General features: G+C 56.8%; 14 protein-coding genes. 11 read left to right on the top strand and 3 right to left on the bottom strand.

The window, feature by feature from the left end; all coding sequences use genetic code 11:
- The first annotated feature begins 25 nt into the window (after positions 1-25).
- Together ACT3RT_RS13170 and add are read left to right on the top strand one after the other, a co-directional pair.
- Positions 26-1,213: a MalY/PatB family protein gene (locus ACT3RT_RS13170; RefSeq protein ID WP_496203100.1), complete on the top strand. Its 1,188-nt coding sequence runs from the start codon at positions 26-28 to the stop codon at positions 1,211-1,213.
- Between the two features lie 139 nt (positions 1,214-1,352).
- Positions 1,353-2,351 carry an adenosine deaminase gene (add, locus tag ACT3RT_RS13165; RefSeq protein ID WP_353502004.1) on the top strand — a complete coding sequence of 333 codons (999 nt, stop codon included), beginning with the start codon at positions 1,353-1,355 and terminating at the stop codon, positions 2,349-2,351.
- Between the two features lie 53 nt (positions 2,352-2,404).
- On the opposite strand, the gene ACT3RT_RS13160 is transcribed toward add, so the two are convergent.
- Positions 2,405-3,421, bottom strand: coding sequence for a bile acid:sodium symporter family protein (locus ACT3RT_RS13160; RefSeq protein WP_486031020.1), 1,017 nt, complete (start codon positions 3,419-3,421; stop codon positions 2,405-2,407).
- Positions 3,422-3,479: 58 nt separating this feature from the next.
- Positions 3,480-4,526: an oxidoreductase gene (locus ACT3RT_RS13155; RefSeq protein WP_496203099.1), complete on the bottom strand. Its 1,047-nt coding sequence runs from the start codon at positions 4,524-4,526 to the stop codon at positions 3,480-3,482.
- A gap of 162 nt (positions 4,527-4,688) precedes the next feature.
- On the opposite strand from ACT3RT_RS13155, the gene dcuC reads away from it, so the two are divergent.
- From dcuC to nth, 9 genes are all read left to right on the top strand, one after another.
- Positions 4,689-6,053, top strand: coding sequence for an anaerobic C4-dicarboxylate transporter DcuC (gene dcuC, locus ACT3RT_RS13150; protein WP_353502001.1), 1,365 nt, complete (start codon positions 4,689-4,691; stop codon positions 6,051-6,053).
- Positions 6,054-6,300: 247 nt separating this feature from the next.
- Complete coding sequence (locus ACT3RT_RS13145; RefSeq protein WP_353502000.1) at positions 6,301-6,756, top strand: DUF2569 domain-containing protein; 456 nt, start codon at positions 6,301-6,303, stop codon at positions 6,754-6,756.
- A gap of 128 nt (positions 6,757-6,884) precedes the next feature.
- Positions 6,885-7,466, top strand: a complete 582-nt coding sequence (gene rsxA / locus ACT3RT_RS13140; RefSeq protein ID WP_034790318.1) for an electron transport complex subunit RsxA — start codon at positions 6,885-6,887, stop codon at positions 7,464-7,466.
- On the top strand, positions 7,466-8,032 hold the full coding sequence (gene rsxB, locus ACT3RT_RS13135) for an electron transport complex subunit RsxB (protein WP_496203098.1): 567 nt from the start codon (positions 7,466-7,468) through the stop codon (positions 8,030-8,032). Before rsxA ends, rsxB begins: the two co-directional genes overlap by 1 nt.
- A gap of 10 nt (positions 8,033-8,042) precedes the next feature.
- A complete protein-coding gene (rsxC, locus tag ACT3RT_RS13130) occupies positions 8,043-10,199 on the top strand; it encodes an electron transport complex subunit RsxC (RefSeq protein ID WP_496203097.1) in 2,157 nt (718 codons plus the stop codon).
- Complete coding sequence (gene rsxD / locus ACT3RT_RS13125; protein ID WP_353501997.1) at positions 10,200-11,252, top strand: electron transport complex subunit RsxD; 1,053 nt, start codon at positions 10,200-10,202, stop codon at positions 11,250-11,252.
- A gap of 22 nt (positions 11,253-11,274) precedes the next feature.
- Positions 11,275-11,907: an electron transport complex subunit RsxG gene (rsxG, locus tag ACT3RT_RS13120; protein ID WP_353503963.1), complete on the top strand. Its 633-nt coding sequence runs from the start codon at positions 11,275-11,277 to the stop codon at positions 11,905-11,907.
- The gene (locus ACT3RT_RS13115) at positions 11,900-12,607 is read left to right on the top strand and encodes an electron transport complex subunit E (protein ID WP_353501996.1); all 708 of its coding nucleotides are present in this window, start codon (positions 11,900-11,902) and stop codon (positions 12,605-12,607) included. The genes rsxG and ACT3RT_RS13115 overlap by 8 nt, the downstream gene beginning before the upstream one ends.
- Positions 12,604-13,236: an endonuclease III gene (nth, locus tag ACT3RT_RS13110; RefSeq protein ID WP_485900433.1), complete on the top strand. Its 633-nt coding sequence runs from the start codon at positions 12,604-12,606 to the stop codon at positions 13,234-13,236. The genes ACT3RT_RS13115 and nth overlap by 4 nt, the downstream gene beginning before the upstream one ends.
- A 712-nt stretch (positions 13,237-13,948) precedes the next feature.
- Here the strand turns inward: nth and ACT3RT_RS13105 are convergent.
- On the bottom strand, positions 13,949-14,449 hold the full coding sequence (locus tag ACT3RT_RS13105) for a YjjA family protein (protein WP_353501994.1): 501 nt from the start codon (positions 14,447-14,449) through the stop codon (positions 13,949-13,951).
- Between the last annotated feature and the right edge of the window lie 84 nt (positions 14,450-14,533).

Genomic DNA, 14,533 nt, shown 5'->3' with positions numbered 1-14,533 from the left:
AATGACCCGATTTCAGGGAGCGAAAATGTCCACAAGCCTTTTTGATTTCTCCACCCCGGTTGACCGCCACGGCACCTGGTGTACCCAGTGGGATTACGTCGCTGACCGTTTTGGCAGTGCTGACTTGCTGCCGTTCACCATCTCCGACATGGATTTTGCCACCGCGCCCTGCATCCTCGAGGCGCTGCAAAAACGCCTACAGCACGGCGTACTGGGCTATAGCCGCTGGCAGCATGATGACTTTCTGAGCGCGATTGAGCATTGGTACCAGCAGCGTTTTAACAGCCAGATTGACCGCAACATGGTGGTCTACGGCCCTTCGGTGATTTACATGGTCGCGCAGCTGATTCGCCAGTGGACCCAGCCGGGCGACGGCATTCTGACCTTCACTCCCGCCTATGACGCCTTCTTCAAGGTGATTGACGGCAATCAGCGCAAGCTTATCGCCTGCCCGCTGGAGAAACAGGGCAACGACTGGCTGCTCAATAGCGATTTGCTTGAGCAACAGCTGGCCGCGCCGGATTGCACCCTGCTGCTGCTGTGCAGCCCGCACAACCCAACCGGTAAAGTATGGAGCAGAGCCGAGCTGACGCTGATTGCCGAGCTGTGCCAGCGCCACAATGTGCGCGTGATCAGTGATGAAATTCACATGGATATGATTTGGGGAAATAACTGCCATACGCCGTGGAATGAAGTGGCAACCGGCCAGTGGGCGCTGCTGACCTCCGGCTCGAAAAGCTTCAACATTCCGGCCCTGACCGGGGCTTATGGCTTGATTAGCGACCCGGCGCAGCGCGACGCCTACCTGTATCAGTTGAAAGCCTGCGACGGCCTCTCCTCCCCGGCGGTGTTAGCCGTACTGGCTCACGTCACGGCCTATCGCCAGGGCGACGTCTGGCTCGACGCGCTGCGCGGCTATCTGGAAGGCAACCTGCACTATGTCGCTGACACCCTGAATGCGGCCTTTGAGGAGCTAAACTGGCAGCCGCCGCAATCGACCTATCTGGCGTGGATTGACCTGCGCCCGCTGAAGCTGGATGACAAAGCCTTGCAGCGCGAACTGATAGATAACCAGAAAGTCGCCATCATGCCGGGTTACACCTATGGCGCGGAAGGCGAAGGTTTCTTGCGTTTGAACGTCGGCTGCCCGCGCGCCAAAGTCGAAATGGGCGTGGCGAAGTTAATCGCTGGGATCCGCGCCCTTAAGGCGTAAACCACTGCAATCCTTCCGTTTTGCACTATTTACGCGCAACAAAGTGCCTATTTCTCACTTTGTTGCGCAACAAAATTTCACAAATCCCTCCTAACGGTTATAATGCCCCGCACTTTTCAAACGATAATGAGTGCACCCTATGATTGATACACGCCTCCCTCTGACTGACATTCATCGCCACCTTGATGGCAATATTCGCGCTCAAACCATCCTCGACTTAGGTCGCCAATTTAATCTTACTCTGCCCGCTACCGAGCTTGACGCACTGCGTCCCCACGTTCAGGTAACCAAGACTGAGCCAGATTTGGTCAGCTTCTTACAGAAACTCGACTGGGGCGTGAAAGTGCTCGGCGATCTCGATGCCTGCCGCCGCGTGGCGCAGGAAAACGTCGCCGACGCCGCCAATGCGGGCCTGCACTACGCCGAGCTGCGTTTCTCTCCTTATTACATGGCGATGACCCACAACCTGCCAGTGGCGGGCGTGGTTGAAGCCGTGATTGACGGTATCCGTCGTGGTCGTCAGGAGCATGACATTGACGTGCGCCTGATTGGTATTCTCAGCCGCACCTTCGGTGAAGAAGCCTGTCTGCAAGAGCTGGATGGCCTTCTGGCCCACCGCGACGGCATCACCGCGCTGGACTTAGCCGGTGACGAGCTGGGCTTCCCCGGCAGCCTGTTCCTCAGCCACTTTAACCGTGCGCGCGACGCGGGCTGGCGCATTACCGTCCACGCGGGCGAAGCGGCAGGTCCGGAGAGCATCTGGCAGGCGATTCGCGAGCTGGGCGCAGAGCGTATCGGTCACGGCGTGAAAGCGGCGGAAGATCCAGAGCTGATGGACTTCTTAGCCAAGCACCAGATTGGTATCGAGTCCTGCCTGACGTCGAATATCCAAACCAGCACCGTGGCGGCGCTCGACAGCCACCCGCTGGCGACCTTCCTGCGTCACGGCGTTCTGGCGTCAATTAACACCGATGACCCGGCGGTTCAGGGGATTGAGATTGAGCACGAATACCGCGTTGCGGCTCCGGCAGCAGGACTGACGTCCGATGAAATCCGTCAGGCGCAGGAGAATGGTTTGACCATGGCCTTCCTCAGCGAGGCTGAGAAAGAGGCGATTCGCGCCAAAGTGAAAGCCTAATGAGACGGGGATGAGGCGGCAAACGCCTCATCCCCTCTTTCTAACTGACATTTTTACTGCTCTAAAGCCGCTTTACTGCCTTCCCGCTCGACGTCTTCTTTCGCCACTTTCTTAGCGTAACGCTGAGCCAATACCGCGCAGACCATCAGCTGAACCTGGTGGAAAATCATCAGCGGCAGCACCATTGCGCCCACCGCCGAGGCTGGGAACAGCACGTTGGCCATCGGGATGCCGTTCGCCAGACTCTTCTTCGAGCCGCAGAACACAATGGTGATTTCATCTTTAGTGCTGAAGCTCAGCCAGCGCGCTACCAGCGTATTGATGATCAGCACAATCGCCAGCAATACCAATGAGCAACCGAGAATCGCCAGCAGCGACCAGCCGTCGATTTGGCTCCAAATCCCCTCGACCACGGCTTCACTGAAGGCGACATACACCACCAGCAGAATCGAAGAACGGTCAGTGATATTGACGATTTTCTTATGGCGCTGTACCCAGCCGGCAATCAGCGGGCGGCACAGGTGACCAATAATAAACGGCACCATCAGTTGCAGCACAATCGAGCCAATGGCGTGCAAGGTGTTGCTGCTGCCGCCCTGCGTGTGCATCAGCAGGCCAACCAGTACCGGCGAGAGGAACACGCCGAGAATGCTCGACGCAGAAGCACTACAGATAGCTGCCGCGATGTTACCGCCCGCCACCGAAGTGTAAGCAATGGCAGACTGCACGGTGGCAGGCAGCGCGCAGAGATAGAGGAAACCGTAGTACAGCGTCGGGGTTAAAATACCCAGCGGCACCAGCCATTTCATCCCTAAACCGAGCAGCGGGAACAGCGCAAAGGTGCTGAGAAACACCACCAGATGCAGCTTCCAGTGACTGATCCCGGCCATGATCGCTTCACGCGACAGCTTGGCGCCGTGCATAAAGAACAGCAGCGCAATGGCGGCGGTGGTCAGGTGTTCAAAAATCGTTTTGTAGATCCCTTCGCAGGGAAAGAATGACGCGATGACCACCACGCTGACCAAAATCAGCAGAAATTTATCAATACGCAGTCGCTGTAACCAAGACATGTAGAGTTCCTTGCAAAAAAATCGCCGCAATGCGCGGCGTCTAAGTCATCAATGTCGCTCAACTTTTCGGTACTTTCAAGGTGGCTTGCTGATGGGAAGAGTGAATACCTAGCTCAATCAACTCCATCACGCGAATAGCATCGCTGGCCGGAACCGGATTTTCCCCCAGCCCGAGAATAGCGTCGCGCACTCCGGCATAGTAAGCCGGATAATCGCCGGGCAAGGTGGGCAGAGGCTTATCCGCCAGCACGCCTTCATAGCTCAGTGTCAGCACGCCGTCGCGCGGATCTTCTCCCCACTTGGCCTGCGGCGGGCGCTGCCCGGCTTTCAGGCACTCTTCCTGCGTGTCGAGGCCATACTTCACAAAACTGCCCTTTTCCCCCTGCACGATAAAGCGCGCCGTCTCGGCCGAGGCGTACACCGTGCTGTGCAGCACCACGCGGCGGCGGCCGTAGGTCAGCGTGGTGTTGAAGTAATCCACCGCCTTGCCGCCCGGCCTGACTACGGCCAAATCGGACTGGATGGTGTCCGGCAGGCCAAACAGCCGCAAAGCCTGATCCAGCAGGTGTGAACCTAAGTCATACCAAATGCCGCTGCCCAGCTCGTCATTCTCCCGCCAGCGCTGCTGCACCTGGGGTTTGAGACGATCGTAATGGGATTCGAAATAGACAATCTCCCCCAGCGTCCCTTCATTGATTAAGGCCTGCACGGTGAGGAAATCCGAGTCCCAGCGGCGGTTGTGGAACACCGACAGCACCTTGCCTTTCTCCTGCGCCAGAATGTTCAGCGAGCGCGCCTCGCCCAGCGTGACGGTAAAAGGCTTGTCGACAATCACGTGCTTCCCGGCCTCCAGCGCCTGCTGGGCCAGCGGGAAATGGGTGGCATTGGGGGTTGGGATCACCACCAGATCAATAGTCGCATCGGCGAAGATTTTCTCCGGGCTATCCACCACCTGCACCGAAGGCCAGTCCGCCTGCACTTTGCTGGCGTCACTGCTGGAGACCACTGCCAGCTCAAGGCCCGGCGTACCGGCAATCAGCGGGGAATGAAAAGTTTTACTGGCAAAGCCGTAACCGACTAGCCCAACGCGCAGCGTTTCAGACATCTTCATCTCCTTCGTAACAAACAAATCACCCGGTGTTTTTATTCACAACATGGATGATTACCTTGATAAACATCATAGACGCTATGTGCCCAGATTGTGCACAGTGCTTATCCATGTCGTTATTTATGCATCATTATTTCTTATTTCTGGGGATCTGAATCTATGTGGGACTTGCTTATAGGGCTAGTGATAACCGTTATCGTAGGCCGCTACATTATTAAAGGCTATTCGCCCACCGGCGTGCTCATGGTGGGCGGGCTGCTGCTGTTAATCATCAGCGCCCTAATGGGCCACAACGTGTTGCCGGAAGGCACTAAATCCACCGGCTGGAACAGCACCGATATCGTCGAATATGTCAAAATCCTGCTGATGAGTCGCGGCGGCGACCTCGGCATGATGATCATGATGCTATGCGGCTTTGCGGCTTACATGACCCACATCGGTGCCAACGACGTGGTGGTGCGCCTGGCTTCGCGCCCGCTACAGATGATCAACTCCCCCTATATCCTGATGGTGGCGGCCTATATTCTGGCTTGCCTGATGTCGCTCGCCGTCTCTTCGGCCACCGGCCTTGGCGTGCTGCTGATGGCAACCCTGTTCCCGATCATGGTCAACGTCGGCATCAGTCGCGGTGCCGCAGCCGCCATCTGCGCCTCTCCGGCGGCGATCATTCTCTCGCCAACCTCCGGCGACGTGGTGCTGGCCGCGCAAGCTTCCAACATGCCGCTGGTCGATTTCGCTTTTAAAGTCACCCTGCCAATCTCTATCGCCGCCATCGTGGTGATGGCGATTGCCCACTTCTTCTGGCAGCGTTTCCTCGACAAACGCGAAGCCGGCACGGCGCAGATTATTGAAGAAACACCCGTCACCACCGTGGAAACCAATGCCCCTTGGTTTTACGCCATCCTGCCATTTACCCCGATTGTCGGCGTGCTGGTATTCGACGGCAAATGGGGGCCGAACCTGCACATCATCACCATTTTGGTTATCTGCATGGCGCTGACGGCGATTATCGAAACCTTCCGCAATCGTAGCGGCAAAGCCGTATTCGCCGGGCTGGACGTCGCCTATCGCGGCATGGCGGACGCTTTCGCCAACGTGGTGATGCTGCTGGTCGCCGCCGGGGTATTCGCCCAAGGCTTAAGCACCGTGGGCTTTATCAGCAGCCTGATTGGTTTGGCGCAAAATGTAGGTTCCGGCGGGCTGGTGATGATGCTGGTGTTGGTGATCATCACGGTGCTGGCGGCGATGACCACCGGCTCGGGCAACGCGTCGTTTTACGCTTTCGTCGAGCTGATCCCGAAACTGGCCACCAAAATGGGCATCAATCCAGAGTATTTGGTGATACCGATGCTGCAAGCCTCAAACCTTGGCCGCACCATCTCCCCGGTTTCCGGCGTGGTGGTCGCCGTGGCGGGTATGGCAAAAATCTCGCCATTTGAAGTAGTGAAGCGCACCTCGGTGCCGGTACTGGCGGGCCTGATTGTGGTGGTGGTCGCCACCGAGATTTTTGTTCCCCTGCACTGATGATATTTGCCTTCCCCGCAAACAATAACGCCTGAGCAAGCTCAGGCGTTTTTTATGGCGTCGGTTGTTGAACGTTTTCGCGTCATTTGATTGTCAGGGATTAACCAATATTGCTCATCCCTCAGGCTCTCGGGTATCAATCACATGAATACGATAGAGCTGGTTTACATCTCAGGGTAAACTTCTGCGCCTTGAATAAGGCTCTATTGCCCGTTTATTCGGCATTCCAAGTAACTAAAGGCTGATTATGTCTCAACAACCGATCTCCCGTGAAACGGAATATAAACGCATTGGCGGCTGGTTACTCGCTCCTCTGGCTTATCTGATTGTTACGCTGTTGAGCGTCGCGCTGACCTTGGTCCTGTTCTCGATGGCGCTGTTTGTGCCCGAGTCGCGCGAATATCTGATAACTAATTCGCAAGCCTTTACTTTGCAATGGTATTTCTCCGTAGTGACTGCGCTGGCCATGGGTGCCTTTACCATCGTGCTGCTGATGCAGTTCTGTAAACGTCGCCGAGTGGTGCCGAAGGTATTCACCATCTGGCTGCTGTGTACCGTGCTGCTGGCTATCAAAGCCTTCGCGTTTTCGCCAATCAATGACGATATGGCGGTGCGCAATCTGTTGCTGTCACTGCTGCCAGCGGCGCTATTAGTGCCCTATTTCAAACGTTCTCGTCGCGTTAAAGAGACGTTCACGGAATAACCCTACAATGACTCCGTTGTCTGTGGAGAGGTTATTTCAGACAATATTTTTAGCTTTAGCGGTTGTCGCGCCTGCCCATCATGCGCGGATCTCTCTACAGTAATTAACAGTAATCTTCAGGCAATGTTATGACTTCATACTTGTTACTGTTCGTCGGTACCGTACTGGTGAACAACTTTGTTTTGGTTAAGTTTCTCGGCCTCTGCCCGTTCATGGGCGTGTCGAAAAAGCTGGAATCCGCGATCGGCATGGGATTGGCCACAACATTCGTTATCACGTTGTCGAATATCTGCTCGTGGATCGTAAACACCTTCGTATTAATGCCTTTGGGGCTGGTCTATCTACGCACCATGGCCTTCATTTTGGTGATCGCCGTGGTGGTGCAGTTCACCGAAATGGTGGTGCGCAAAACCAGTCCGTCGCTTTATCGCCTGCTCGGCATCTTCCTGCCGCTGATCACCACCAACTGCGCGGTACTGGGCGTGGCGCTGCTGAACATCAACCAGGCGCACAACTTCATGCAGTCCGCGCTGTACGGCTTCGCCGCGTCTCTTGGCTTCTCACTGGTGATGGTGCTGTTTGCCGCTATCCGCGAACGCCTGGTGGTGGCGGATGTCCCCGCGCCCTTTAAAGGCTCTTCAATTGCACTGGTCACCGCCGGTTTGATGTCTCTGGCCTTTATGGGCTTTACCGGTCTGGTGAAATTCTAATGTTTGAATTATGGGTTGCGATTGGCGCGCTCACGGCGTTGGCACTGGTTTTCGGGCTGCTGCTGGGCTATGCGTCGCGCCGTTTTGCCGTTGAAGGCAATCCGGTTGTCGATCAGATTGACGATATTCTGCCGCAAAGCCAGTGCGCACAGTGCGGTTATCCGGGCTGTAAGCCTTACGCCGAGGCCGTCGCCAACGGTGACAACATCAACAAATGCGTCCCCGGCGGTGAAGCCGTGATGCTGAAACTGGCTGCCCTGCTGAACGTTGAGCCGCAGCCACTGGGCGATGACGCCGCGCCAGCCGTGCCCGTGCGCTCCGTAGCCTATATCGACGAAAGCAACTGCATCGGCTGCACCAAGTGCATTCAGGCCTGCCCGGTTGACGCCATCGTCGGCGCGACCCGCGCCGTCCACACTGTGATCACCGATTTATGTACCGGCTGCGATCTGTGCGTCGCGCCTTGTCCGACGGACTGCATTGAAATGCTGCCGATTAAAACCACCACCGCAAACTGGAAATGGGATATGAAATCCATTCCGGTGCAAGTCATTCATGCGGAGTAAGCGGAACGCCATGTTTAATCTGTTTTCTGCGCTCAAGAAAGACAAACTGTGGGACTTCGACGGCGGCATCCATCCGCCAGAAATGAAGACCCAGTCGAGCCACGTGCCCCTGCGCCGCGTGCCGCTGTCCGAGCGCTATATTATTCCTCTGCAACAGCACCTCGGCCCTGAGGGCGAGCTGTGCGTGAAATCCGGTGATCGGGTATTAAAAGGCCAGCCGCTGACCACCGGTCGCGGCCGCACCGTGCCGGTTCACGCCCCGACCTCTGGCGTTATTACCGCCATCGAGCCACACATCACCGCCCATCCGTCGGGCCTGAAAGAGCTGTGCATCCTGATTTCTGCCGACGGAGAAGACCGTTGGTGCGAGCGTGACGTTGTCACTGATTATCGCCAATTGGACGCCGCCGAGTTGAATGCGCGTATCCATCAGGCCGGTATAGCCGGGCTGGGCGGCGCGGGTTTCCCTACTGCCAGCAAGCTTCAGGGCGGACTGACCTCTACCCGCACGCTGATCCTCAATGCCGCCGAGTGCGAGCCTTACATCACCGCCGATGACCGGCTGATGCAAGAACACGCGGCTGAGATCCTCGAAGGCACGCGCATTCTCTGCCACATGCTTAAGCCAGAGCGCGTGCTGATTGGCATTGAAGACAATAAGCCCGAAGCCATTAGCGCCCTGAAGCAGGCGATTAAAGCTGAACAAGCTGACGGCGTGAAGTTCGAGCTGCGCGTAGTGCCGACCAAATACCCTTCCGGCGGTGCCAAGCAGCTCACTAAGATTTTGACCGGACTCGAAGTGCCGAAAGGCCATCACTCCTCGCATATCGGCGTGTTGATGCAAAACGTCGGCACGGTATTCGCCATCAAGCGCGCCATTATCGACGGCGAGCCGTTGATTGAGCGCGTGGTGACGCTGACCGGCGAAGCGATGGAAAAGCCGGGCAACGTCTGGGCGCGTATCGGCATGCCAATTTCTCATCTGATGGTTGAAGGCGCGCTGCGCCCCCAAAGCCCACAGAAGATGGTGATTATGGGCGGTCCGCTGATGGGCTTCACCCTGCCATCTCTCGACGTGCCGGTAGTGAAAATCTCCAACTGCCTGCTGGCACCTTCTGAAAGCGAAATGGGCCAGCCCGAGCCGGAAGAAGCCTGTATCCGCTGTAGCCTGTGTGCCGACGCTTGCCCGGCGGGCCTGCTGCCGCAGCAGCTTTACTGGTTCAGCCGGGGGCAGGAGCATGAAAAAGCGCGCAACCATAACCTGTTCGACTGCATCGAATGCGGTGCCTGCGCCTATGTCTGCCCGAGCAATATTCCGCTGGTGCAGTACTACCGTCAGGAAAAAGCTGAGATCCGCGCCGTCGATTTAGAAACCGCCAAAGCCACCGAAGCCAAGGCGCGTTTTGAGGCCAAACAGGCGCGCATGGAGCGCGAGAAGCTGGCGCGCGAAGAGAAACATCAAAAAGCCGCCGTGAAGCTGGATACCCCAGTCGCTGACAAAGCCACGGCAGAGAAAAGCGCCGAGGCTCCTGTCCCTACTGCATCTCAAGAGAAAGCGGCGGAAGCCGATCCGCGTCAGGCGGCTCTGGCCGCGGCGATTGCTCGTGCTAAAGCTAAAAAGGCCGCGGCCGAAGGTGCTGAAGTTGCAGCACCAGAAGCTGCTCCTGCTGCTCCAGCCGCCGAAAAAACCGACAACGATGATGCCCGCAAGGCCGCCGTCGCTGCCGCCGTGGCCCGCGCCAAAGCTAAAAAAGCGGCTGCCACGCAGGAAACACCTGTGGCCTCCGAAACCGTCACCACGCCTTCTGCTCCAGTCAGCAGCGATGACGACGCCGCGCGTAAAGCCGCGGTGGCTGCCGCTATCGCCCGCGTGAAAGCTAAGAAAGCCGGTAACAGCGGCGTGGTGGTTGAAGCCACTGACAGCACGCTTTCCGTGACACCGTCACCGACTGAACCGTCGGTAGAGGACAAGCGTAAAGCGGCCGTCGCCGCCGCCATTGCCCGCGCCAAAGCCAAGAAGGCCGCCGCGCAGGAAGACGCGTCTGAACAGGCTGCATCAGAACCAACACAACAAGAAAGCGATCCACGCAAAGCCGCCGTGGCTGCTGCGATCGCTCGAGTTAAGGCGCGTAAAGCGGCTGCTCAGACTATGTCGAACGAGGAATAAATGGCTTTTAGAATCGCGAGTTCTCCTTTCACCCATAACCGGCAAAGCACCAGCGCCATCATGCTGATGGTGGTGGTGGCTTGTATTCCCGGCCTGCTGGCGCAGGTCTGGTTCTTTGGTTACGGCACGCTGGTCCAGCTGGCACTGGCTATTGTGATTGCCCTGCTGACCGAAGGCGCGGTGCTGCAACTGCGCAAAATGCCGGTCAAAAAACGTTTGGGAGATAACACCGCGCTGCTCACCGCCGTGCTGCTAGGCGTCAGCCTGCCGCCGCTCGGCCCGTGGTGGATGGTGGTGATTGGCACGATTTTCGCCATTGTGATCGCCAAACAGCTGTACGGCGGCCTCGGCCAGAACCCCTTCAATCCGGCGATGGTCGGCTATGTAGTACTGCTGATCTCTTTCCCGGTGCAGATGACAACCTGGATGCCGCCGGGCGCCTTGCAGCATCACCCTGTGGGCTTTACCGACACGCTGCTGACCATCTTTGGCGGCCATAACAGTCAGGGGCTGACGGCTTATCAATTGCAGATGAACGTCGACGGCATTACTCAGGCGACGCCGCTGGACGCCTTTAAAACCGGACTGCGCTCCGGCCACAGCACCGATCAGGTATTGGCCGAGCCGCTGTTTGGTGGCGTTCTGGCAGGTCTGGGCTGGCAGTGGATCAATTTCGGTTTTCTGGTCGGCGGCCTGTTCCTGATGTGGCGCAAAATCATTAGCTGGCACATCCCGCTGAGCATGCTGGCCATGCTGACCTTCTGCGCCAGCGTTGCCTGGGGACTCTCACCAGAGGCTCACCCCTCGCCGCTGATTGGCCTGTTCTCCGGGGCCACCATGCTGGGCGCGTTCTTTATCGCCACTGACCCGGTGACGGCTTCCACCACGCCGAAAGGCCGCCTGATCTTTGGCGCGCTGATTGGCCTGCTGGTGTGGCTTATTCGCACCTACGGCGGTTATCCGGACGGTATCGCCTTCGCCGTCTTGCTGGCCAACATCACCGTGCCGCTGATTGACCACTACACCCAACCGCGCGTTTACGGGCATCGCTGAGGACAGTATGGAAAAAGGTAAAATGCTTCAAACCATGCGCCGCCACGGTGTCACGCTGGCGGTGTTTGGCGCGCTGATGACCGGCATGACCGCGATGGTTAACTTGCTTACTAAGCCAACCATTGCCCATCAGGCGCTGTTACAGCAAAAAAGCTTGTTTGACGAAGTGATCCCTTCCAGTGTCTATAACAATGACATGCAGAACGAATGTTACAACGTCACGGACGAATCACTGGGGACTGCCACACCGCACCGCCTCTATCTGGCGCGCATGGATGGCAAACCGGTGGCCGCTGCAATTGAAACTACCGCCCCTGATGGCTATTCCGGCGCGATCCAACTGTTGGTTGCCGCTGATTTTCATGGCAAAGTTTATGGCTCGAGGGTTCTTGAACACCATGAAACGCCCGGTCTCGGCGACAAAATCGAAGTTCGCATCTCTGACTGGATCAAAAGCTTTGCTAATCAGGTGATTAATGGCCCTGACGACCCGCGTTGGGCAGTCAAGAAAGATGGCGGCATGTACGACCAATTTACTGGCGCGACCATTACCCCGCGCGCCGTGGTGCGTTCAGTAAAACGCACGGCACTGTTTATCGAGACGGTACCGTCTCAGCTTTCAAACCTCACCCCTTGTGGAGCCCGTGATGAGTGAAGCCAAGAAGATAATTGTTCAGGGTCTGTGGACCAATAACTCCTCGCTGGTACAGCTGCTGGGCCTCTGCCCGCTGCTGGCGGTGACCTCCACGGCGACTAACGCGCTGGGGTTGGGTCTGGCAACCACGCTGGTACTGACCTGCACCAACGCCATGATCTCGGCTTTCCGCCGCTGGGTGCCGAATGAGATCCGTATTCCGATTTACGTGCTGATCATCGCCTCAGTGGTCAGTACCGTGCAGATGCTAATCAACGCCTACGCTTTCGGCCTGTATATGGCGCTGGGGATCTTCATCCCGCTGATCGTCACCAACTGTATTGTGGTGGGCCGCGCCGAAGCCTGCGCCGCCAGTAGCCCGGTGCATCTGGCCGCCCTCGACGGCATGATGACCGGCCTGGGTGCCACCGCCGCGATGTTCGTATTAGGCTCGATCCGTGAAATTCTCGGCAGCGGCGTACTGTTTAACGGCGCAGATTTGCTGCTCGGCAGCTGGGCCAAGGTGCTGCGCGTCGAAGTGATCCACCTCGATAACCCATTCCTGCTCGCCATGCTTCCGCCGGGCGCGTTTATTGGTTTGGGCCTGCTGTTAGCAGGTAAGTACCTGATTGACCAACGCCAAAAAGCGCGTCAGGCCGCCAAAGCACACGCATCCCAGCAGTCAACCTTGCCGAAAGGCAGCGCGGGTAACGCGTCATGAATAAAGAGAAGCGCATCAGTATTCTCAGCCGGCTGCGGGAGAATAACCCGCACCCGACCACCGAGCTGGTGTACACCACGCCATTCGAGCTGCTGATTGCGGTTCTGCTTTCGGCGCAGGCCACTGACGTGAGCGTCAATAAAGCCACCGCCAAGCTGTATCCGATTGCCAACACCCCTGCCGAAATTCTGGAGCTGGGCGTGGACGGCGTGAAGGAGTACATCAAAACCATCGGCCTGTTTAATTCCAAGGCTGAGAACGTGATCAAGACCTGCCGCCTGTTGCTGGAAAAGCACGGCGGCGAAGTCCCCGAAAACCGCGAAGCCTTAGAAGCCCTGCCCGGCGTCGGCCGTAAAACCGCCAACGTGGTGCTCAACACCGCCTTTGGCTGGCCGACCATCGCCGTCGACACCCATATTTACCGCGTCTGTAATCGCACCAATTTCGCCCCCGGCAAGACCGTCGAGAATGTCGAAGATAAGCTGCTGAAAGTGGTCCCCGCCGAGTTCAAACTCGATTGCCACCATTGGTTTATCTTGCACGGGCGCTATACCTGTATCGCACGTAAACCACGGTGCGGGTCCTGTGTGATTGAGGACTTATGCGAGTTTAAAGAAAAGGTTGAATAAGTTTTTGGGGCTTTGGGAAAGCTGAGGAAACTTTTAAGGTCAAGTTCAAGACCTTGCGTTGCCACGCAAACTGGCCTTAAGAGGCGCCTATCGCCGCGCCTCTTAAGAATCTCCGGCTCTTTACTGCGCGCTGTCGCTGGCCGAATGGACGTGTTGCAGCGGCTTCCGTTCTTCACCGCAAAATGTCGCCGCTTAGGCGGTGCCTTCGCTTCAGGCTTCGAGCCTAAGGTCTCGAACCATTCGCTCAGCGCCATTTTTGACTGCGGTTTTGAGGCATTTCAACCGAGCCGTTTCAGTGGGCTTTGCTTTGGGTTTAGTTTTTTTACGAATTGAATGAAACGGTTCGGTGTAAATGCCAGTAGGTCGTGTTCAGAAGTGACGCCGAGCAAGAGGTGGAAAACCGCGAGTCTTTTTTCGCGGGTTGGAATCCCGCAGCGAGGGAACCGCCTAAGCGGCGGCACTTCGCGACGAGCACTGAGGCCGCTGAAACACGTCCGTTCCAACCCTGCGAAGCCTCGATCGCACAGCAGAAAAAACGCAGGGTTCCAAGGGAGGCGCGTTTACGCCTCCCTTGGTCGGTGTGGGCCGACGCCCACGACCTTGAATTTGAATTTGAATTTGAATTTGAATTTGAATTTGAATTTAAAGATTTTAAAAGCGGGTTTGGGCAGCCGCCCAAGACCTTAGCGGAATTGGGCCGCACACCCAAAAATCAAATAAAGGATTTCGCCTGCTTCAACACCACATCACAGGCTTTTTGTTTCACTTTCTCTTTCACCTGCGACAGGCCGTTCCCCAGATTGTTGAGGTCAACGTTCTGCCCTTTGCCGGTTTGCAATAAGCCGCCGAGGCCGTTTTGGTAATCCTGGCTCTGCGCGCCTGCGGCACTTTCAATGCCCAGCTTGCTTAACAGCTTGTCTTTCACATTCTCGGTGCTGGCTTGCGACAACACGTTATTCTTCACGCAATACTGCAAAACGCCCGCAACGTTGGTGGCGCTTTTCGAGGTCAGCGCGCTATCACCGCCGTTGAGCAGCGACATCAAAGAAGCCCCTGAATTGGCCCCGTTGCCCGCCGTGGCACCGTTACTGCCGTTTAATTGCTGATTGGCTGCGTCCTGCAATGAACTCAACAGATTATTTGCCTGCGCACCGCCGGCAACTAACACACCACTTGCCGCGATGGCTAACAACACTGTTTTTAATGCTTTCATGTGTAACTCCATTAATTTCTCTTACGGGCTTTGATTGCCGCTTTTATGCAAAATAAGCCCGTAAAGCTTGGTCTTAAACATTCA

The organism is Ewingella sp. AOP9-I1-14 (assembly GCF_052375995.1).
In the GTDB taxonomy this organism is placed as follows: Bacteria; Pseudomonadota; Gammaproteobacteria; order Enterobacterales; family Enterobacteriaceae; genus Ewingella; species Ewingella allii.
This window is presented reverse-complemented; position numbering and strand designations above follow the sequence as displayed.